The sequence below is a fragment of the Pseudoalteromonas shioyasakiensis genome (assembly GCF_022398475.1).
Lineage (GTDB): Bacteria > Pseudomonadota > Gammaproteobacteria > Enterobacterales > Alteromonadaceae > Pseudoalteromonas.
Map to the genome: position 1 here is coordinate 1 of NZ_JAKEVM010000086.1, position 19785 is coordinate 19785.

Below are 19785 nucleotides of genomic sequence, written 5' to 3' on the forward strand. Positions count from 1 at the left end.
ATGTATACGTATTCACAATGTGGTTACATAATCGATTAAAGTCTTATTTAAAAGCTTAATTAGAGGTAGGTGGTAGCTAAATACTTAAATGATTAAATAGGGTGGGGAAATATCTAAAAACGACAGCAAGAAAAAGCTAAGCTGTCGTTTAAATATGCCGAGCTAAGCTGAAATCATAAAAGTAGATTTACTGGCATCCCAACTGATCAGTTTTTTAATTTCCAGCTCTTTTATAATGGTTAGTAATTCAGAGTCACTTAGGCAGCAGCCTTGTTTTAGTTTATCGAGTGATATCTCTTTATTACGGCTATGAAGCTTAGAGGCCAGCATAATACGGTAGATTAATTTTGACTTACGGTTCATACCGCATCTCCTCCACATTTTTTGTTGATAGCATTTTAGGTTGCTACTTGGTTTTATAATTTGGTGTAATGTGTACTGATGATTTTTTCGACTATGAGGGATCTTTTTAGTTAAGTCAATCAAAATAGAACAAGATTTGTACAGCGCTATGGGTGAGGGTGTTAGCAGTAAAGTACAACCTCAACTGATTGAAAATGTTGAATAATTTTAAAGTTTGGTGTGTTTTAAAATAATTAAAAAACAGTGGATTATTACTTTTTACAATAACTTAATCCACCAGTTCGTCACGGCTATCCGCAATCACGTCATGCAGTGCTTTAAATAGTAAATGCTTTTCAATAGGTTTGCCTACGTGGCCATTAAAACCACAATTCATGTATTCGATGATATTTTCTTTCATCACGTTGGCAGTCAAGGCAATAACTGGCACCTCTTTATCAATGCTGCGAATATGTGAGCAGGCTTCTATACCCCCCATAGTAGGCATTTGTATATCCATTAAAACTAAAATGGGATTGAGTTGTTTAAATAGCTCGACTGCTTCAGCGCCATCTTTTGCAAAGTGAAGATCAGCGTTGGTTTCTGCAAGCATCGACTTGATGATCATGGTATTGAGCGGGTTATCTTCAGCTATTAATAAGGTTTTAGCCGATAAGACAGGTGCGGTTACATCGGTAAAGCTATCATGTAAGTGCTGCTTTTCAGATACTTTGAGCGGTAAATAAACCGTGAAATGGGTGCCTTTACCGAGTGCGCTGTCTACATCAATACGACCGTTCATACGGTTAATGAGGTTAGCGGTGATCGACATGCCTAATCCTGTCCCGCCAAAACGCCGCGTTATGCTGTTATCGGCTTGTTGAAAACGGTTAAACAGGTGCATTAAACCCTCTTTATTCATACCAATGCCGGTATCAATCACTTCTATCTCAACACCTTGTTTTTGGCTTTGCGAAGATTTATTAATTTTTACTTGCACGCCACCTTGCTCGGTAAATTTAACGGCGTTAGAAACCAGGTTTAAAATAATTTGTCGAACCCTAACTGGGTCTCCTAGCCATAAATCTTCAACGTCATCGTCTATATCTATGTTTAGTTCGATTGCTTTTTCGTTACAAAGCGGCAGAAAATCAGAATTGATTGACTCAACGACCTTCGACATCGAAAAATCTACCTGTTCAATATAAAGCTCGTTCGCCTCCATTTTCGAAAAGTCTAAAATATCGTTGATGATGGTAAGGAGTGACCGACAAGAAAACAACGCCTTAGACACAACTTCTATATTTTTCGGTTTTTGAATGTTCGGTTGCAAAATTTGTAAAAGCCCCATAATGCCATTAAGTGGGGTGCGTATTTCATGACTCATATTGGCTAAAAATTCTGATTTTATTCTCGCGCCTTCTAAAGCTCGCTCAGTAAGCTCAATTTGTTGTTTATAAGAGTTTGAGAGCTTTCTAAAGTAAATAAGCAATATGCTGGTGAGCAATATGATTGTTAACACATGCACGATGTAAGCAATTTGGAAGTTTTCATCAATGGCGATGCTTTTATCTTTAAGCATTAAGTTTACATGTTGCTCGAACGCGGCAAGTGCCTTCAAAGCAGCTGTGTCATCTACTTTTACTATAGAGTCTATTTGCTCGCTTGTCGCGCCATCAGCAATCATCTTTAAAACAATATCGACTTTACTTTCATAATCACTGACCGTTTTTTTAACGTCAGTAAGCGCAGTCTGATCGTATTCTTTTATTGCGCTAAGCTTGGCAAGGATCTCTTTTATTTCGATGAGTTCCTTTTCAATGGGCGGAAGATACAGTTCTGTATTTTTTCTGAGCACTAGGTTTTTAAAATGGTGAATAAAGCCACCATAACCGAGTCTTTGTATTAGCTTGTCGTGAAGTACATAAACGTTAGCGGCGGTTTTTGAATAGTCATGCCATTGTGAGTCGACATTTTTGTAAAAGAATAATGAGGTAACAGTGAGCGACGTTAATAATGCAATCACTATAATTGCATTCATTTTTAACTTGTTTTTAGTTTGCTGCAACGCTTTTGTCATCAGTTTACCGTACCTATCTGTTGTTAATTTAAGCATAGCAGTATTTTTTTTGTTCACATAAGAAGGGCCTAAAGTCAGAACGACTTTTTATGAGAACAAAAAAAACCTTAACAACTAAGGTAAAATTAATTTAAAGCGAATAATTAGCTCTTCATAAAAAACTTTGCAATCAATTACACTGTACTTTTTTTGTACTTGCTGTATCTTAAGTTGGTACGCAATTTTTATGATTTAATTGAGTGTAAGTCACACTCATTGTTAGGTGGAGTAAAGGGTATGCACGCGCAAACAGTCAAAGAATCAATAGCAACTATTCAATCAGGTGTCGCAAAAGCGGATGGTAAGCTTTTAGTTACAGAACAAGACATTGTTTTTGAACCGTTTAATAAAGAATTAGGCTTAGGTCCATACACACTTTCACGAGCGCACATCAATAACGTTGATAAGTGTTCAGGAAAAGGCGCGGGTATTCTACCAATTACAGCAGATGGAATTCGTATTACTTTAAATAACAACGATGTATTTGAGTTTATTTTAGCAAACCCAGATGAGTGGCTTAGCGTACTTGCTCACTAAGCAAATCCTCAAAAAGACGGCATATAATAGCAACTTGCTATAATATGCCGTGTTAGCTTTTCAATAATTAATCTTCCTTTCTTCGCAACACATTGATCTCAAACAATACTAAGGCAAAGTTCCTAGGTTATTTTACACATCTAAACCATTAAATTGCTCGTTGCTTATTAACGGAGGCTCTTGGGCAAATGATCAACTTAGATGAACAACGCCTAGTTTCGCTTGAACGCGGTTTTCATATTCCACCAAAACCTGAACTATTGAGCCAAATTGCTGATGAAATGCAAAAGTCGGATGCAAACTTAGATAAAATAGCTCAGCTAATATCAAGAGACATCAGTCTTTCAGCTTTATTATTAAAAACAATAAATAGCCCGGTGTTTGGTTTACAACGCACCATTAGTGATATACGCCAAGCGGCGATGTTTTTAGGCTTAGATCAGCTTAATCGGCTAGTAACCTTGGCCTTGCTTAAGCAAAATTTTAAAGGCAATGCCTGTATTAGCTTAGAGCGCTTTTGGGATGAGTCAGTTGAAGTTGCGAATGCCTGTGTGCAGCTTGGTAACAGTTATAAGTCATTAATGCCAGTGGACGAACTTTATTCATTAGGGCTTTTTCATAATGTCGGTATTGCGGCTATGGCATTAAAATTTAAAGATTATGTTGAGGTTCTTAAGCAAGCAAATTTAGCTAAAGAGTATGCGATTACCGACCTAGAACAAGCACGTTATCAGTGCGACCACGCGGTGATTGGCTATTTTATCTCGGTATCTTGGCACCTACCTAAGCCACTTTGTCACGTTATTTTAAATCATCATAACACGCACTTTTTAGAGCAAAACAATGATGAACAACAACGTATGGCGTACGCCATCTTAAAATGTGCAGAGAGTGCTGTGGACTATGCCCGCCACCAACAGTATTCGAGCGAGTGGTTCAAAATTAAAGAGCAGTGCTTTGCAGAGCTGGGTATTGTTGATCAAGATTTTGCCGATATGGTCGAAGATTACGTCGACAATGCGATGGCAAGTTAAAGCCAATTAGCGTTTATTTCCTATCATCTTAACTTCGATGAGTTTGCGAGTGGTGAGTTATCATCACTCGCTTTTTTTATCTTGACCTTAAAGTGAGCTTTAAAGTTAGAGTTTTTGTATCTTAATGAATAACGAGGTGCAAAATGACAACTATCAAAAACCTAATCTTATTGCTTGCATTACTAACAACAAGTTACGTAGAAAGCGCTACTAAAACAATTGAGCTGGCAGGTGAAAAAGTGCCTGTTGTTGAAGGTGGTTTGTATGACCAATATCGCTCTAACCCCCCATTATCAGTGATAGCTGAGCAGGCTCCCAGTGTTGATTTGTCATGGTTTAAAACCATAAAAAAGCAAAAAGTAGACATGGGCTTTGAGTCTTACTCACCAAATTTTTACTATAAGAACAGTAAAATTACTGCAGTATTCAGCGCGGATCTTGATGTATTAACCTCATTGATCCCAGCCAGTGTTTTAGAGCATGTTGAGCCAATAAGTTTATGGCCAGGGCGAGGGTTAGTTGCAATAACGGCTTATGCTTATCATTACTGCGATAATGATACATACAATGAGCTAGCCATTTCAGTGATCACCACCAAGCCAGATTCGTGGAATTTAGGCGTTATTTCGTTACTTAATAACCAATGGAATGATGACTTTTGGGGTGTTGTTTTAAAGCTACCCGTTGATACAGAGCTCGCGAGAGTGCGTGGTGTAGTGGGCTATAATCTACCTAAATGGACCACTAAAATTAGCTATAAAAATACTCCTAAGACACTTACGTTTTCATTATTTTATAATGCCACCAATCAGCCTGATGTGATCATCACAGGTAAAAAGCTAAGCGATGAATCAACCGATGAGAAATTTGTTCGAAATAGTTTTATGAATCACAATCAACAAGGGCAGTTAACAACGGGCTATGCGGATAATCGATATTTACGCTATGCATCAAGCACATCTGATGAAGATGTAAGCCTTGAGCTGCGTCAGGGAGAATTATCACAGTTTATTCGCTCACTTGATTTAGGCAGTATGATCAAATATGAGTACGTACCTAATTTTCAAAGTGCGTTATATGCACCAACATACTTTAAAGCTAAACCCTAGACAGGAGTTACACAATGAAAATAGGTGAGCTTGCAAAACGAACGGGTCTTAGCGCGTCTAAGATTCGTTTTTATGAGGATATTGGTTTACTAAAAATGGTTGAGCGTAAAGCAAATGGCTATCGCTCGTATCCTAAAGAAGCTGAAGTCGTTTTAAACTTAATAGTCAGTGGGCAACAAGCCGGTTTTAGCCTAGATGAATTAAAAGCACTGTTACCGGCGGATTTATCTGGTTGGCAACATGCTCACCTTATTGATGCATTAAAACAAAAAGTGATGGATATCGAGCAATTACAAGCAAAGTTAGCCGAAAATAAACAGCGCTTAACAGCGATCCTCGCAGAAATTGATGCAAAGCCAGATGATATGGATTGTGCAGATAATGCTAAACGTGTTCTGACACAAATGGGGTTAAAAAATGACAAATAGCTATTGACCTTAAAGTTTACTTTAAGCTTATAGTTTTGACATTCCCAACTATGGAGACTGTTATGACCTTATTTTCTGAACTTAAATTACCGAATGGTTCTGTTATTCCAAATCGTGTTGCAAAAGCAGCGATGGAAGAAAACCTAGCTGATGCAAATTTACTTCCATCAACTCAGCTTTTTAACTTGTATAAAGCATGGGCTGACGGTGGTGTAGGGCTTATTATTTCGGGCAATGTTATGGTTGATAGTAAAGCGATGACAGGCCCAGGTGGAGTGGTATTAGAAAATGATAAACACCTAGCTGTATTTCAGCAGTGGGCAAAAATAGGGCAGGCAAATGGTGGACAGTTCTGGCTGCAAATTAATCATCCTGGCCGACAAATGCCAGCAAGTTTGCAGCAGCAAACATGGGCGCCTTCAGCAGTGGAAATGGATATTGGTAAAATGTCGAGTTACTTCTCGGCACCTAAAGCGATGGATGAAGCCAAAATTCAAGACATCATCACACGGTTTGTAAAAACAGCGACATTAGCCGAAAAGGCTGGTTTTTCGGGTGTTGAAGTGCATGCGGCGCATGGCTATTTATTGAGCCAGTTTTTATCTCCTTTAACTAACAAGCGAAGTGATCAATGGGGTGGAAGCCTTGCTAATCGCGCTCGACTATTAATTGAAATTGTTAAGCAAATTAAAGCCGCAACGAGTGAGCATTTTGCGGTTGCGGTAAAACTAAACTCAGCTGATTTTCAACGCGGTGGTTTTACTCTTGACGACGCCAAGCAAGTGGTTGTTATGCTAGGTGAGTTAAATGTTGATTTAGTTGAGCTTTCAGGTGGTAGTTATGAAGCGCCAGCAATGCAAGGCAGTGCACGGGATGGCAGAACGTTGGCTCGTGAAGCGTACTTTTTAGAGTTTGCTAAAGAAATTCGTGAAATTGCGACGATGCCAATTATGATCACAGGTGGCATTAAACGTAAATCAGTGGCAGATCAGGTTATTGCAGAAGGCGTCGATATGGTCGGTATTGCGACGGCTCTTGCAATTGAGCCAGCATTAGTAAATAAGTGGCGAAATGGCTCACACGTTACACCAGAACTTGCAGCAATTACCTGGAAGAATAAACCACTTGCCTCGGTTGCGAATATGGCAATGGTAAAGTATCAATTAACGCGTTTAAGTATGAACAAACAGGCAAATCCTAACGTTTGGCCAATCTGGGCGTTCATAAAGCAACAAATTAACGATGTATTTAGAGTAAAGAGGTACCTAAAGTTTATCCGCGGTAACGGCTGAACTGAGTGTACATTTTTGCTTAGGCAAGGCATCATAGCTTTTTCTAGGGAGAGGTTATGATGCTTAAATCTTTGTTACCACTGGTTTTATGTACCAGTTCTGCAATAGCTGCAACAAGTCTGCCAGATAATCGCCATATTGTTGTTAAAGGTGAGGCTGTTGTGCGTACCGCCCCCGACAGGGCTGATATCACGTTAGAATTTGAAACTGTTAAAGCCGAAAGCATGCAGGCTAAGCAGCAAGTCGATGCGCAAGTTAATGAACTCCTTGCGGGCTTAAATAATTTCTCAATAGACGAAAAAAGTATCTCTGCGGGGCGAATTTTCGTAGAGCCCAATATGCGCTATGACGAAAACGATAACCAAGTCAAAGATGGTTTTCGAGCCACGCGTAAGGTTAAAGTCAGCCTTAAACAACTCTCTCTTTTGGACCGATTTTTAAATTTTGCGCTTAAAGTGGGTGTCAATCAAATTGAGCACATTCAACTTTTATCAACCAAAGCCTCAGATTACGAGCAAGCCGCTCTTGATAAAGCAGTTGCGAATGCCAAACAGCAGGGAAGTAGCCTTGCAAGCGCATTCGAAGCGAAACTTGGTCGGGTGTATAGTATTCAATCGCAAGAGGTAGGTAGTCACTTTGGCTATGGTAGCAACACAAATATAGAACGAATTATGGTCACGGGCTCACGTATTAATACCGTACCAGAAGGTAAGTATTTACAAGAATCGATTACCTTCAGAGCAAGTGTCAATGTTGTGTTTGATTTGGTAGTAGAGTAATTGATGAAGTTTTTAAAGCACAGCGTTTATCTATTCCTTTTGTTGATGGCATTCAGTAGTTTTGCCGCAACAAAACACATAAAAATTGTCAAACCTGTGGTTGCGGCCTTTAAGTCGGGTGATAAAGCTGCCATTGCCAAGCGAGTGCATTATCCACTGCAGCGTAAAGAGCCGCTACCAGCAATTGAAAATGAACAAATGCTTATAGAAAACTTTGAGCAAATTTTTGATAAAGAGTTTGTTGAAAAAATCGTGAACTCAAATATTCGCCATGATTGGGAAATGATGGGTTGGCGCGGCATTATGTTTGATTCAGGCAAATTGTGGTTAGACTTTGATGGCTCTATTTGGGCTGTGCCTTATGAATCAGAGTCAGAAAAAGCACAACGCGAAGTGCTGATTGACGAGCAAAAACAAGTATTACACAAAAGCCTTCGTGAATTTACAAAGCCGATACTAACGTGGCAAACAAAACAGCATTTAATTCGTATCGATGAACTGGCAGGTAATCATTACCGCTATGCAGCATGGGAAACAGATCAATCTATGCAAGATGAGCCAAGCCTTGTGATCACCGGCGGTACGTTAAGTTTTGATGGCAGTGGGGGCAATCATTCTTACACCTTTACTAACAACGGTTATCGTTATGTCTGTCATGTTACCGTGCTTGGTACTGAGCACTCACCGCCGGGGCTTTTAGAGGTATTTAAAAATAATGTACAGATATTGTCTGAGCCTGCTTCAAGTTTTTAGGTTGTTTTTCTTGTTTTGAACTACACTTATCCTTTCTAAGGAGCCTCTTATAAAGGAGTAAGTTGTGGGTACAAAATTTTGGATACTAAGAACCACTAAAGTTTTTACGCTGGTGGCAATTTTGTTATTTATGGTGGAAATTCTAAAAGGTCACGAGACAATGAGCGCATTAGGCTTTGCGCTACTTTGGTCATTTATTGCAACGGCCATTTTTATCGCAACCCGTTTATATCATTCATCTAAAGGGCGCCACTGTGCACTTTGTAATGACACCCCTGATGATAAAAAAGCGAGTTAGCATAGGTTATTAACAAGCACGCCGCCCCATACCAACGCACAAATTGTTAGAGCAATCAGTACGGCTGCGGATCCTAAGTCTTTAGCTAGGCCTGATAATGGATGAATTTCAAGGCCTATTCGGTCTATGGCGGCTTCAATTGCCGTATTGACGACTTCAGCAAACATCACAAATAGCACAGATACAAGCAGCATGATTTTTTCATACAGGCTAATCTGCCAGACAAAAACCACTGCTATTGCAAGGATTAACAGTATCAGCTCTTGTTTAAAAGCAGACTCATGCTTTGCTAACCAGGTGAATGCTCGTTGGGAGTTTTTGAATGCGAGGCGAATACGTTTAATGCCAATGGGTTTGTTAGTGCTATCAAATTGCATAGTATGAAGTCTCTATTTCGTTAGCTTTGAGTTGAGCAAGCATTAAAGATATCTTGCTCTGGGTGATATTCAGTGCTTTGTACATGGGTTAAGCCAAGCAGGGTGTCAAAAATGTTATCGTGTGAAAAAGCATGGTTACGCTGCTGTTCGATACATTGATTAAAGCGGGTATCGGCTAGTTTATTACTCCAAAACAGCATAGGCACTTGAGTTTGCTCTTTAGGTGCTAATGCATACGGGAAGCCATGTAAGTACAAGCCTTTGTCACCCAGTGATTCACCGTGATCTGAAACATACAGTAGGGCTTTGTCATTCGCCTTACTGCTTTGCAGTAAATTAATAAGTTTACTCAGCACTAGGTCGGTATAAGCAATGGTATTATCATATGTATTGGTAAGTTGCTCACTGCTACAGTTTTGGATATCGCTACGTGGGCAATCAGGCAAGAATTTGCTGTCTTTTTCTGGATAGCGTCGATAGTAGGTTGGTCCATGTGAACCAATCATATGTAGTACAACTAATTGGTGCTTCGCATGACTTTTGGCAAGCTTTGCAGCTAACTCTTCAACCAGTACTTCATCAAAACAATAGCGTCCGTCACAAAGTGGGTTGCTCTTTGTTGGTTCTACCGTTTCTGAGTTTACCCGTACGCAAACCCCTTTACAGCTGCTATTGTTATCAATCCACGTTACTTCGACACCACTTCGTTGAATGATATCTAGGGCATTTTCTTGGCTTTGCGCGATGCGCGAATCATAGTGATTGCGGTCTAAGCGCGAGAACATGCAAGGTACAGAAATGGCCGTTGCGGTGCCACATGAACTAACATCACTGAAATATTTAACGCCAAGTTTAGGGGTATATTGATTAGTTGGCTTGTCGTAACCTTGCAGTGAGAAGTTTGCTGCACGCGCTGTCTCACCTACCACCATAACGGTCAGAGAACTTTGTTGCTTAGCTAATAGGTGCGGTGTTTTATCTAAGACTTTAAATGGTAGAGGTGGATAAAAATAATTATCGCGCAGGTACTTATAGCCCGCAGTGTAAAATGCAAAGGGGGTAATGTAGCTGGTTAATTGGCGATTATTACGCCCTACAGAGGCGTAATCTTTATAAAAAGGAACGGCAATAACAGCTACAGCAAAAAACGCTGTAACGTTAAGAAGCGCAAAGCTTTTAAGACGAACACGAAAGTTTCCGACAATTTTAAAGCGAGAAAACAAGTAAGCAGGGAGTACGCCTAGCACAGTAATAAAAGCGATAACTTGTACATTAAGGTATGAAAATGCCTCACCAGAATTTGTCTCTAAGATATTTTGCAGCATGCTTTTATCAAAGATAACACCGTAATTTAAGGTTGCATAAAACAACAACGATGAAACCACGATGCTTGTTAAAAGCACGGGTTTTACAAAGGTGATTAGCGATAACCAACTTAACACCATTGCCGTTAGTGCTAATAAGAAAAACGGTACGCTTGCTATAAATAACCAATTGATATGTTCAGGTTTGCTGGCTGCTTCAAGCGTGTTAAATAAAAACAGGCCATTAAATACAATAACCAAGTACAGCGACACCAGCCAGACAAATTGGCTGTAGCTAAGGTGCCATTTATTAGTAAGAAGTTGTTTAAATTGCTTGCTCATAATGATTCCTCATCGCTACGATTTATTTGGTAAGCGATACAGCTGTTCGGTATAAGCTAAATTGCTAAATAAGACGTGAGCCAGGGCTTTTTTGGCAAGCTCAACGCTGCTATCTGTGTTATCGATGGCTACTTGGGATTTACTTTTAGGGTCGTAGTGCCAATAGCTCACTTTTTGGTTTGGCATCAGGATCACGGCTTTACCATTTTCTACGTAAGCAAAGTTGTCGTAGTACTGCATCATGGCGCGCTCAACAGGGTATTGTTGAGTTAAATCATAACCAAGCATGGGGGTTGCTTGCTCAACACCTAATAACGACAACAAAGTAACAGGTAAATCAATTTGGCTGACTAAGCGAGTATCGCGCTTTGCATCCATATCACTATTTAGGATCACAGCAGGGATGTGGAAAGATTTTAGCGGTACAGGCTCTGAACCAAACACGCGCACATCATGATCTGCAACCACCAAAAAGACGGTGTCTTGCCAGTAATCTTGCGTTTTTGCCTTTGTGATGAATTTACCGAGTGCATAGTCAGCATATTTGATTGCTAGATCGCGTTTGACGTTTTCTGGGTCGTGGCCTTCAGGCAGTGTTACTTTACCTTCTGGAATATCGAATGGGTCGTGGTTACTTGAGGTAAACACAAGACTGAAAAATGGTTTGCCCGATTTATTTAGCTCACTTAGCTCTATATCAGCTTGATTGAACAAGTCTTCGTCGCTTGCTCCCCATGACGAAATAAACTCAGGGTTTTGCATGTCATTAATATCGACAATATCGCTAAAGCCATTGCCTAAGAAAAAGCTTTTCATATTATCGAAATGACTTTCACCGCCATAAATAAACTGGGTGGAATAACCGGTGCGGGTTAATACGTCAGCAAGTGAGAAAAAGTTACGCTGAGATTTAGAAAGTTTGACCACCGAGCGCGAAGGTGATGGGGTAAACCCGGTTGTTACCGCTTCAATCCCTCGAACAGAGCGTGTGCCAGTGGCGTATAAGTTATCAAACCCCCAGCCTTGTTGATAAAGCTTATCGAGCTCAGGAGTCACACCTATGCCACCTAGTTCGCCAACAAAGCGTGCGCCTAAGCTTTCTTCTAAAATGATCACTAAATTCTTTTGTTTGCCTGTGTTAAAAGGTGTGTTGTTGGCAAGGGTAGGGATTTTCTCAGTGATAAACTGCTGTTTATAGGCTGCTTGCTTTACTGTTTGTAAAATCTCATCACGTGGCATGGTACCGTATAAACTACTGGCATTTTTTTCATTGCCCATATTCTTAATAGCAAATGCAACACTGTAAGTTGAATTAAGTGCCAAGGAGTTAACTAGTGAGTCACTTGAAAAGTACACTAATGCAGGGTTTAACGGGCGATGGCTTACAGTGCCTCTTGCGCTAATTAAGCAAACTAATAAAGTAGTAACGAGTATCACCACTTGGCTTACCGTTTTAGCATCTTGCTGTTTGCTAAATGCTGCATTTATATAACGATACGTAAATACACAACTAAGCGTTGCAATAATTAAGGTGCTTATCATGGCAAATAGGTGGCCATGTAATAGCATAGAAAAGACTTCTTGAGGGTAGTCTAGGTATTCGACAAATAAACGATTTGGTCTCACATCGTATTGAGTAATGAACGCGGGAGTCGAAGCCTCAACAACCACGATTAAAGTCACGACTATGCTGCTATAAAAAGTAAATACATGCTGAAATAAAGCGGTTTTGCTGCGCAAAAGCACATCAGCGACTAACATTAAAACAGCCAAGGCTGACAAGTAGCCTAAACTGCTTAAGTCGACTCTTAAGCCGCCAAATAAAACGGCTAGGCTATCGCCATCAGCTAACCTTTGGTGTTGCCATACAAGCAAGGCTATTCTCGACAGTATAAAAACTGACATTAAAATTAATGAAAAACGGAACAAAGGTTTTAAAACAGAAAGTTTTGTTGTCATAGTCGTACTTACTTAATCGAAACTACGGCAATACTAGGAATCGAAACTTAAGAAATCCTTATGGTAATCTTAATATTTTCTAAACTAGAAAAACTTCAGTAAATCTTAAGTGAATCTTAAGATTCAAAGCGTAACCTGATGACACTAAAGCGGTTTTCAGCTAAATGAGTAACATATGAAATTGTTGATTATAGAAGATTCGGTGTCATTAAGACGTAGTCTACGAATTGGTCTTGAGAACCTAGGTTTTACTATTGATGAAACCGGCGATGGCGCTGAAGGTTTGAGTATGGCAATGACTGGTGAGTACGAGTTAATCATACTCGACATTATGTTACCCAGTATTGATGGCATTACGTTATTACAAACCATAAGAGCAAAGCAGCTCGACGTTCGTGTGCTTATTTTATCTGCCAAGCAAGAACCAGAAGATAGAGTAAAAGGACTACTCACCGGGGCGGATGATTACCTGACCAAACCATTTTCGTTTGATGAGCTGCATGCACGGTTATTAAATTTAATGCGTCGCGGCGGCCTGAAAACAATCAGTGATGTGATCCGCATTGATAACTTGGCTTTAAATTTACAATTAAAACTTTTGCAAGTTAACGACACCGTTATCGATTTAACCCCTAACGAATATAAAATAGTCGAGTGCTTGTTTAGTAATCAAAACAAAGTGATCACAGCTGAAAAGTTAAGTACCTATATTGCTGGGCAATATGACTTAGTTTCAAAAAACTCCATTGAAGCACATTTATCATCGGCGCGTAAAAAGGTGAGGGCAGCAGGTAGCGAGTTACCTATTCAAACTAAGCGTGGTTTTGGTTATATCATTCAAGGAAAATAATGAAATCAATTCGCAGTAAGTTAGTAACCACATTATCGATTACTATAACTGGGCTAGTGCTGAGTATTTTAGTTGCTACCGATATCGCCGTTGATAGTTGGATTGATAACGAATTTAATCGTGGTTTGAAATCAAAAGCCGGCATGCTTATGTCATTGATTGATATTGACGAAGAAGAAATTGATTTTGATTTTTCAGGGCAATTCATGCCTGAGTTTTCTGGCAGTACAGAAACTGAGTATTTTCAAATTTGGTCGCAGTCTGGCGTGTTTGCGCGTTCAGAAAGCTTGCACCTTTTCTCACAAAAGAACCTACCTCTAGAGAAAATAAAGCTTGGCGAGACAAAAATCATCAATACCGAGTTACCTGATGGTCGCAATGGGCGGGTTATTTATACTCGCTTTATACCGCCTTTAGACCTAGACGATGATGAAGACTTTATTGAAGGCGTTAACACCTCTTTGCAACAACCCATAACCTTAGCTTATGCAGCTTCATCAGAAGAAGTTGACTTTGTTTTATGGCTCATCGACGTTATTTTTGTTGTTTCTACTGTGTCAGTAATTGTATTCATTCGTCTATTTGTGCGTAAATCGGTCGACAGTTCTTTAGCGCCGCTGAATAAACTAAACCGGGATATTAGTAGGCTTAGTATCGCGGATAAAAGTGCAGTGATAACAATAAAAGAGCCTGTTAAAGAGCTGCAACCCATTGTTGATAGCTTAAATGCCTTTATACGGGAAAACCGCCAGCTTTATTTTCGTGAAAGACGCTTAACCTCGGATATTGCTCATGAGTTAAAAACGCCTATAGCTGAGCTTATTAATATGGCTGAAGTGGCCATTCGTTTTCCAAATGAAAAAGAGTTTGAGGCAGACTTTAAACCCGAAGTGCTAAAAATTAGCCAGCGTTTAAAGAGCATTGTGTCAAACTTATTATTACTGCATAAATACAGTGATGAAGCACTCCCAAAGCAAGATGCATGTGATTTAAACCAGGTTATTTTACGTACCTTAGAAAAACATGATTTAGAGCGAATTAAGTTTGAGTTTCAAGATGATGTTCCTGCCATTGTCAGTAATTTATTTGCCCTTGAATCAATCATCACCAACCTTGTAAATAACGCCAAGCAATATAGCCCTGATAAGAGCGTTGTGACTGTAAGCACGCTACTGACTAAAGAGGATAAGCTGCAATTCTCTGTTACAAATGAATTAAAAGTACCTTTAACAGAAGACGATTTGAGCCAGTTATTTGATCCACTCTGGCAAAAAGACAGTGCCAGAACCTCTAATGATAACTTTGGGTTAGGCTTATCTATTGCCAAAGCGTTAAGTAAAGCAATTGACGCTGAACTTCAGGTGTCGTTAAGTGGGCAAAACATAACCTTTAGTTTGATTATTTCTTAAGGCTTTGCAGGCGTTTAATATGTGTGCAACACTGAGGTTATCAAAAAGAAATTAATAACAATAAGGAACAACACGATGGGAAAAATTATAGGTATTGCTTTAATCGTTATTGGTGTGGCGCTAGCCGTATGGGGATATAACGTGTATGACTCTGCAAGTGCGCAAATTAGCCGCACGTTTAGTGGTGATACACCAATTGAAGCTTGGCTCGGTATGGTCGGGGGTGCAATTTGCGCAATTGTGGGTATTTTAAAAGTTAAATAACCGCAAACATTGAAATCAATTAGCTAATACCTGATACTGTTTTTATATACAGTGTCGGGTTTGGCTATGAAAACACAATTACCAGCAAAATATTATTTAAGTCACTTCTTTGAGCTTGCTGAATTTATACAATCTCAGTGCAAGCATCTGCTTTTAGAAGAGCAGCAGTTATTTCTTGAAAAACTCCTTCAACTTGATGAGCAAAGCTTATGTACTTTGCTGCGTATTTATTCTCGAAAGCCAAAAATCGTTGCTTTGTCATCATTAAATTATGAAGAGATCCCTAATCTGCACGGTGCTATTTTTAAGCTAAAACAGCAAGGGCTGGTGGCACATCCTAGCAGCGATGAATTAGATCTATTGCTTGAGCATTTAACCAAACCAACCCTGTTAACCTTATTAGCAAATGATGAGTTAATGGCAACTCAACCTGATTACAAAAAGTCAGCCAGTAAACAGCGCTTAACCCAACTGTGTAAAGAGCATATTGATCGCAATCACAGTGAATTAGAGTCGTTGTTTAGCCAGTTCGTGGTTAATAGCCGAAGTCAGTATTATGAATACTTTGAGTTTTTACATAGCGGCCGACTAAGTGGCGGTGATATCAATCATCAAAATCGTTTTGTGATGCGTGATTTGGGAATTGCAAAAGTGCGTGGTGATGTTAGTGAAAGCATCTCTCGTTTTCAAACACTCGCCGAAGCACAAACGCATTACCAATTAAATAAGCTGCGAATGCAGTTCAAAGAAAGCGAGTCAGAATTACAGTATCAAAACTTAGCCCAAGCGCTTTTAGCCATTAACTCTGAAGATGAATTAGCCCAGAGTATCAAAAACAAGTTATTGATCCGCTTATACAAGCAGCTTAAAGATCATGACTTAGCATTTGCATTTGAATTACTTGAGCACTGTGAAGGTAGCAGTGAAGCGCAAGAGCTAGCAATTCGCCAGCGTTACAAACAAGGTGATAAAAGCTGGGTAGAACAAAAGCTTGAACAAGTTATTCTAGACCCACTAGATGATGGCATTTTGTATTTTGCAGAGGACTTTTTACAGCGTAAATATAACAAGCAACAACGCTCACGCCTAACACAAATGCTCATCGATACAGAGCATCAATTAGAGATTGATGACATTTACCGTGGCGATGTAGAGCAAGGAGTGTGCGAGCATTATCAGCAGCTTGGTAATACAGTATTTTTTACCGAGAATAATCTTTGGTTGAGTTTTTTTACCTTAACGTTCTGGCAAGAACTCTTTATAGAGACCCCGCACCCGCCATGTAATGAATTTGATCTTTATCCAAAGGTGTTGCTGGCTGATTGTTTTTACACAGTTCAACAAACACAAATTGAGCAAAAGCTTGCAAAATTCACTAGTAATGAAGCTTTATATAAATATGTTTGCAAAAACGTGGGGCAGTTTTATGAAGCCCCTAACGCTGTGTTTGTGTGGCACAGCGATATGTTAGAGCCGCTAGAGGTATTAATAAAACACAGCCCGCTTGAAAATTTAAAAGCGCATTTACTACAAATGACAAAAACCTTTAAGCAGCTCAAAGACGGCTACCCAGACTTGATGGTGCTTAAAGGGGATAAGCTCACCTTTGAAGAAGTGAAAGCCCCTGGCGACAAACTAAGACGCAACCAACTTGTCAGTATTGAGGTATTAAAGCAACATGGCTTTGCAGTGAATATCGTTGCGGTAAATTGGTTTAATGATCCGAATCGAATTTATAGTGTGGTGGATATAGAAACCACCGGTGGCGTACAAGGTAATAATAAAATTACTGAAATAGCCGTTGTGCAGTTACAAGCGGGCGAAGTAATTAAACAATGGGCGAGTTTAATCAATCCTGAGCGCAGTATTCCTGCTTTTATCACCAAGTTAACGGGGATAAACGCCGCTATGGTTCGTGATGCGCCACGCTTTGCAGAGGTTGCCGATACACTGCGCTCACTATTAAAAGGCAGCGTATTTGTTGCCCATAATGTAAATTTTGATTACGGCTTTATTCGCAAAGAGTACAGTGCAATCGGGCAGGGCTTTAAAATGCCAAAGCTATGTACCGTAGTTGAATCACGCAAGGCATTTCCAAAGCTTAAGTCATATTCGCTCGGTAACTTAGCGGCACATTTTGAATTGAATTTAACGAATCATCATAGAGCGTTAGCTGATGCAACTGCCACAGCAGAACTGTTAAATCTGATTCAACAAACACAATCAAAAAAGGCGAGTTAAACTCGCCTTGTAAACTTAATCTAACCATTCTAAATAAGGTTATTCGTATTCGATAGGGTCAGTAACGTTATTTAAAGCAAAGGCTTCTAAGCGCTCTTGGCAAGCACCACATTTACCACAGGCTTTATCGCGGCCGTTGTAACAGGTCCATGTTTGGCTGTAATCAAGACCCATTTTTAAACCGTCTGTCAAAATGTCGATTTTGGTATTGTTTAAGTACGGGCTGAAAATTTCAACAGCGTCGTAATTGGCAATACGGCAAACATCATCCATTTTTTGTACGAACTCAGGGCGGCAGTCTGGGTAAATTGCATGATCGCCTGAATGGGCACCGTAATAAACTTTACTAGCTTTTAAAGACACCGCATAACCCACAGCCAGTGAGAGTAAAATCATGTTGCGGTTAGGCACAATTGTGCTCTTCATGCTTTCTTCTTCGTAGTGACCTTCTGGTACTTCGATATCATCAGTTAGTGATGAGCCACCAATCAACTGGTTGATCGCTGAAATATCAACAATCTTGTGAGAAACACCTAACTTTTCACATACTTGAGCAGCTACTTTAAGCTCTTTAACATGACGCTGGCCGTAGTCGAACGACAGGGCATACACTTCGTGGCCTTGTTGCAGGGCTTTATTTAATACGGTAAATGAGTCCATACCGCCGGAATAAATCACAACTACTTTTTGCGTCATATCTGTTTTGCTCTTACTTTTGATAGAGGTTTACTTCAGGGCGCGATATACTACACGGCTCGGGCCTAAATAACAATTTTTGCGCGTGTTTTTGGTTTTTTTGATGGTATGTATTTTATACCGTTGCGTCGTAAGTGAGATGTCTTTTGTACAAAATTAACGAAGTGTTTGAAACAATTCAAGGTGAAGCGAGTTTTACGGGTACACCTTCAATCTTTTTACGTTTACAAGGCTGCCCTGTGGGTTGTGCTTGGTGTGATACAAAACAAACATGGGACGTTGATAACGTATATAAAGTGTCACTTGATGACACCGTTGAGAAAAAAGCAGACTCAGATCATTGGGCTGAAGCAACAGCTGAGCAAGTGTTAGCGCTATTTATAGAGCGAGGCTACAACGCAAAGCATGTGGTGATCACTGGTGGTGAGCCTTGCATGTACGACCTAAATCCAGTGTGTGAATTATTACACGCAAATGGCTATTCGACTCAAATTGAAACCAGCGGTACATTTGAGATTTTAGTCCCTGAGCAGACATGGGTGACTGTATCACCAAAAATTAATATGCGTGGTGGCTATAAAGTATTACGCAGTGCAATGCAACGCGCTGATGAGATTAAACACCCAGTGGCAATGCAAAAGCATGTGGAAGAGCTCGAAGATTTATTCTTAAAAACAGGTGTGAATCCGCGTTTAGTGTATCTACAACCAATTAGCCAAAAAACCTCAGCAACTAAACTTGCCATTGAAACCTGTATTGCAAAGAATTGGCGTTTATCGGTTCAAGTACATAAGTATTTAGGAATTAGTTAGTTTAACTGGCAAGTTCTTAGTATCAGTTTTTTACTTTTAACACTCTGATTGCTCGAGCGATGAAAGTGCCAGATAAAATGCCGTAAAAAGCGGCAAGTGATAACACGAGAGTAGCATTTGTAAAAAGCTCTGGCTTAATACTTGTTAATATACCCACCGCATATTTAGTAAAGAAGATAGCCATGATGAATATCATTGGCCACCAACTGCCAGGTACTTTAAAAGAAGCGCTATGGGCTTGATAATTTGCTGATGAAGCAGAAAATAGCAATACGCCAATGATCGTACTGCTAACAATGCCAGCTAGCCAGAGCAGCATAATCGTTAAGCTATAACCAAAGCTTGAAGTCGCACCAAAAAATGATAAAGCAAGCATGCCCAGCGGCAGTATCAATAACGTGGGCTGCTTTACGTAGCGCTCGCGAGTTTGTTGCCAGCCAACAAAAATAAGGCCAACAAACAGACCATAAACCCAAAGTGGTGTGTGAGTTAAAATTTCAATAATCATCTTACATCCTTGTTTTTATTATTTTTAGGAAGTTATTTAATTGTGTCGTTTAAAACGCAGCGCGTGTTCCTATTTTATCTGCTATTTATAWAAGTTTGTCAATTGAGTCAKTRGCCTTTAAAAACAAAAAAGCGTTGCACYATGGCAACGCTTTTTTRCTATGTTCCTTGTAACYCCATCYTAACCRACAAAGAAAGTTGATCCAGTGCAARMAAAAATTCCAAGAAAAAATAATACTAATCTCAATATTTTGTTTTCAGGCACAGRAGGGATYTYCTGACCTGTRTRAGGGGCATATATKMTTTTATYAAGAATAAAAGCATATATATATC

The 19785-nt window shown here is 39.6% G+C and carries 20 protein-coding genes; 13 read left to right on the forward strand and 7 right to left on the reverse strand.

The features are described 5' to 3' along the window. Positions 1–162 precede the first annotated feature (162 nt). Both L1D51_RS14250 and L1D51_RS14255 read right to left on the reverse strand, forming a co-directional pair. Entirely contained in the window at positions 163–363 is a 201-nt protein-coding gene (locus tag L1D51_RS14250) for a hypothetical protein (RefSeq protein ID WP_054564084.1), read from the reverse strand. 268 nt (positions 364–631) lie between these two features. Then, a complete protein-coding gene (locus tag L1D51_RS14255; protein WP_239963958.1) occupies positions 632–2422 on the reverse strand; it encodes an ATP-binding protein in 1791 nt (596 codons plus the stop codon). A 276-nt stretch (positions 2423–2698) separates the two neighbouring features. Between L1D51_RS14255 and L1D51_RS14260 the strand changes: the two genes are divergently transcribed. From L1D51_RS14260 to L1D51_RS14295, 8 genes are all read left to right on the forward strand, one after another. Then, complete coding sequence (locus L1D51_RS14260) at positions 2699–2998, forward strand: hypothetical protein (protein ID WP_055199282.1); 300 nt, start codon at positions 2699–2701, stop codon at positions 2996–2998. A gap of 188 nt (positions 2999–3186) precedes the next feature. Next, positions 3187–4032 (forward strand): HDOD domain-containing protein, encoded by an 846-nt coding sequence (locus tag L1D51_RS14265; protein WP_239963959.1) that lies wholly within the window; start codon positions 3187–3189, stop codon positions 4030–4032. A 143-nt stretch (positions 4033–4175) separates the two neighbouring features. After that, positions 4176–5141 (forward strand): hypothetical protein, encoded by a 966-nt coding sequence (locus tag L1D51_RS14270; protein ID WP_239963960.1) that lies wholly within the window; start codon positions 4176–4178, stop codon positions 5139–5141. Between the two features lie 14 nt (positions 5142–5155). Then, the gene (locus tag L1D51_RS14275) at positions 5156–5569 is read left to right on the forward strand and encodes a MerR family DNA-binding transcriptional regulator (protein ID WP_239963961.1); all 414 of its coding nucleotides are present in this window, start codon (positions 5156–5158) and stop codon (positions 5567–5569) included. A 62-nt stretch (positions 5570–5631) separates the two neighbouring features. Beyond that, positions 5632–6861: an NADH:flavin oxidoreductase/NADH oxidase family protein gene (locus L1D51_RS14280; protein WP_239963962.1), complete on the forward strand. Its 1230-nt coding sequence runs from the start codon at positions 5632–5634 to the stop codon at positions 6859–6861. Positions 6862–6917: 56 nt separating this feature from the next. Continuing rightward, positions 6918–7640, forward strand: coding sequence for an SIMPL domain-containing protein (locus tag L1D51_RS14285; RefSeq protein WP_239963963.1), 723 nt, complete (start codon positions 6918–6920; stop codon positions 7638–7640). 3 nt (positions 7641–7643) lie between these two features. Then, a complete protein-coding gene (locus tag L1D51_RS14290) occupies positions 7644–8393 on the forward strand; it encodes a hypothetical protein (protein WP_239963964.1) in 750 nt (249 codons plus the stop codon). A gap of 64 nt (positions 8394–8457) precedes the next feature. Further along, positions 8458–8691 carry a hypothetical protein gene (locus L1D51_RS14295; RefSeq protein ID WP_054564076.1) on the forward strand — a complete coding sequence of 78 codons (234 nt, stop codon included), beginning with the start codon at positions 8458–8460 and terminating at the stop codon, positions 8689–8691. On the opposite strand, the gene L1D51_RS14300 is transcribed toward L1D51_RS14295, so the two are convergent. The 3 genes from L1D51_RS14300 to L1D51_RS14310 are packed head-to-tail and all read right to left on the reverse strand — an operon-like array spanning position 8688 to position 12673. Continuing rightward, positions 8688–9068 carry a diacylglycerol kinase gene (locus L1D51_RS14300; protein ID WP_054564075.1) on the reverse strand — a complete coding sequence of 127 codons (381 nt, stop codon included), beginning with the start codon at positions 9066–9068 and terminating at the stop codon, positions 8688–8690. The genes L1D51_RS14295 and L1D51_RS14300 overlap by 4 nt on opposite strands. A gap of 20 nt (positions 9069–9088) precedes the next feature. Next, the gene (locus L1D51_RS14305; protein ID WP_239963965.1) at positions 9089–10714 is read right to left on the reverse strand and encodes a phosphoethanolamine transferase; all 1626 of its coding nucleotides are present in this window, start codon (positions 10712–10714) and stop codon (positions 9089–9091) included. 15 nt (positions 10715–10729) lie between these two features. Further along, complete coding sequence (locus L1D51_RS14310; protein ID WP_239963966.1) at positions 10730–12673, reverse strand: LTA synthase family protein; 1944 nt, start codon at positions 12671–12673, stop codon at positions 10730–10732. Positions 12674–12848: 175 nt separating this feature from the next. Between L1D51_RS14310 and L1D51_RS14315 the strand changes: the two genes are divergently transcribed. The 4 genes from L1D51_RS14315 to L1D51_RS14330 all read left to right on the forward strand — a co-directional run bounded on the left by L1D51_RS14315 (position 12849) and on the right by L1D51_RS14330 (position 17437). After that, entirely contained in the window at positions 12849–13523 is a 675-nt protein-coding gene (locus tag L1D51_RS14315; RefSeq protein ID WP_054564072.1) for a response regulator transcription factor, read from the forward strand. After that, entirely contained in the window at positions 13523–14932 is a 1410-nt protein-coding gene (locus L1D51_RS14320) for a sensor histidine kinase (RefSeq protein WP_239963967.1), read from the forward strand. Before L1D51_RS14315 ends, L1D51_RS14320 begins: the two co-directional genes overlap by 1 nt. 75 nt (positions 14933–15007) lie before the next feature. After that, complete coding sequence (locus L1D51_RS14325) at positions 15008–15196, forward strand: DUF3185 family protein (RefSeq protein ID WP_054553751.1); 189 nt, start codon at positions 15008–15010, stop codon at positions 15194–15196. Positions 15197–15262: 66 nt separating this feature from the next. Beyond that, positions 15263–17437, forward strand: a complete 2175-nt coding sequence (locus L1D51_RS14330) for an exonuclease domain-containing protein (protein ID WP_239963968.1) — start codon at positions 15263–15265, stop codon at positions 17435–17437. A gap of 39 nt (positions 17438–17476) precedes the next feature. Here L1D51_RS14330 and queC read toward each other — a convergent pair whose 3' ends face one another. Further along, positions 17477–18157, reverse strand: coding sequence for a 7-cyano-7-deazaguanine synthase QueC (queC, locus tag L1D51_RS14335; protein WP_268795049.1), 681 nt, complete (start codon positions 18155–18157; stop codon positions 17477–17479). Positions 18158–18279: 122 nt separating this feature from the next. On the opposite strand from queC, the gene queE reads away from it, so the two are divergent. Then, positions 18280–18945: a 7-carboxy-7-deazaguanine synthase QueE gene (gene queE / locus L1D51_RS14340; RefSeq protein ID WP_054564069.1), complete on the forward strand. Its 666-nt coding sequence runs from the start codon at positions 18280–18282 to the stop codon at positions 18943–18945. A 22-nt stretch (positions 18946–18967) separates the two neighbouring features. Here the strand turns inward: queE and L1D51_RS14345 are convergent, their stop codons facing one another. Then, entirely contained in the window at positions 18968–19453 is a 486-nt protein-coding gene (locus L1D51_RS14345; protein ID WP_239963969.1) for a DUF6622 family protein, read from the reverse strand. Positions 19454–19785 lie beyond the last annotated feature (332 nt).

Coding starts and splice junctions, on each gene's coding strand:
- L1D51_RS14250 (WP_054564084.1), bottom strand. CDS start 363: ATGAACCGTAAGTCAAAATTAATCTACCGTATTATGCTGGCCTCTAAG.
- L1D51_RS14255 (WP_239963958.1), bottom strand. CDS start 2,422: ATGACAAAAGCGTTGCAGCAAACTAAAAACAAGTTAAAAATGAATGCA.
- L1D51_RS14260 (WP_055199282.1), top strand. CDS start 2,699: ATGCACGCGCAAACAGTCAAAGAATCAATAGCAACTATTCAATCAGGT.
- L1D51_RS14265 (WP_239963959.1), top strand. CDS start 3,187: ATGATCAACTTAGATGAACAACGCCTAGTTTCGCTTGAACGCGGTTTT.
- L1D51_RS14270 (WP_239963960.1), top strand. CDS start 4,176: ATGACAACTATCAAAAACCTAATCTTATTGCTTGCATTACTAACAACA.
- L1D51_RS14275 (WP_239963961.1), top strand. CDS start 5,156: ATGAAAATAGGTGAGCTTGCAAAACGAACGGGTCTTAGCGCGTCTAAG.
- L1D51_RS14280 (WP_239963962.1), top strand. CDS start 5,632: ATGACCTTATTTTCTGAACTTAAATTACCGAATGGTTCTGTTATTCCA.
- L1D51_RS14285 (WP_239963963.1), top strand. CDS start 6,918: ATGATGCTTAAATCTTTGTTACCACTGGTTTTATGTACCAGTTCTGCA.
- L1D51_RS14290 (WP_239963964.1), top strand. CDS start 7,644: ATGAAGTTTTTAAAGCACAGCGTTTATCTATTCCTTTTGTTGATGGCA.
- L1D51_RS14300 (WP_054564075.1), bottom strand. CDS start 9,068: ATGCAATTTGATAGCACTAACAAACCCATTGGCATTAAACGTATTCGC.
- L1D51_RS14305 (WP_239963965.1), bottom strand. CDS start 10,714: ATGAGCAAGCAATTTAAACAACTTCTTACTAATAAATGGCACCTTAGC.
- L1D51_RS14310 (WP_239963966.1), bottom strand. CDS start 12,673: ATGACAACAAAACTTTCTGTTTTAAAACCTTTGTTCCGTTTTTCATTA.
- L1D51_RS14315 (WP_054564072.1), top strand. CDS start 12,849: ATGAAATTGTTGATTATAGAAGATTCGGTGTCATTAAGACGTAGTCTA.
- L1D51_RS14320 (WP_239963967.1), top strand. CDS start 13,523: ATGAAATCAATTCGCAGTAAGTTAGTAACCACATTATCGATTACTATA.
- L1D51_RS14325 (WP_054553751.1), top strand. CDS start 15,008: ATGGGAAAAATTATAGGTATTGCTTTAATCGTTATTGGTGTGGCGCTA.
- L1D51_RS14330 (WP_239963968.1), top strand. CDS start 15,263: ATGAAAACACAATTACCAGCAAAATATTATTTAAGTCACTTCTTTGAG.
- L1D51_RS14345 (WP_239963969.1), bottom strand. CDS start 19,453: ATGATTATTGAAATTTTAACTCACACACCACTTTGGGTTTATGGTCTG.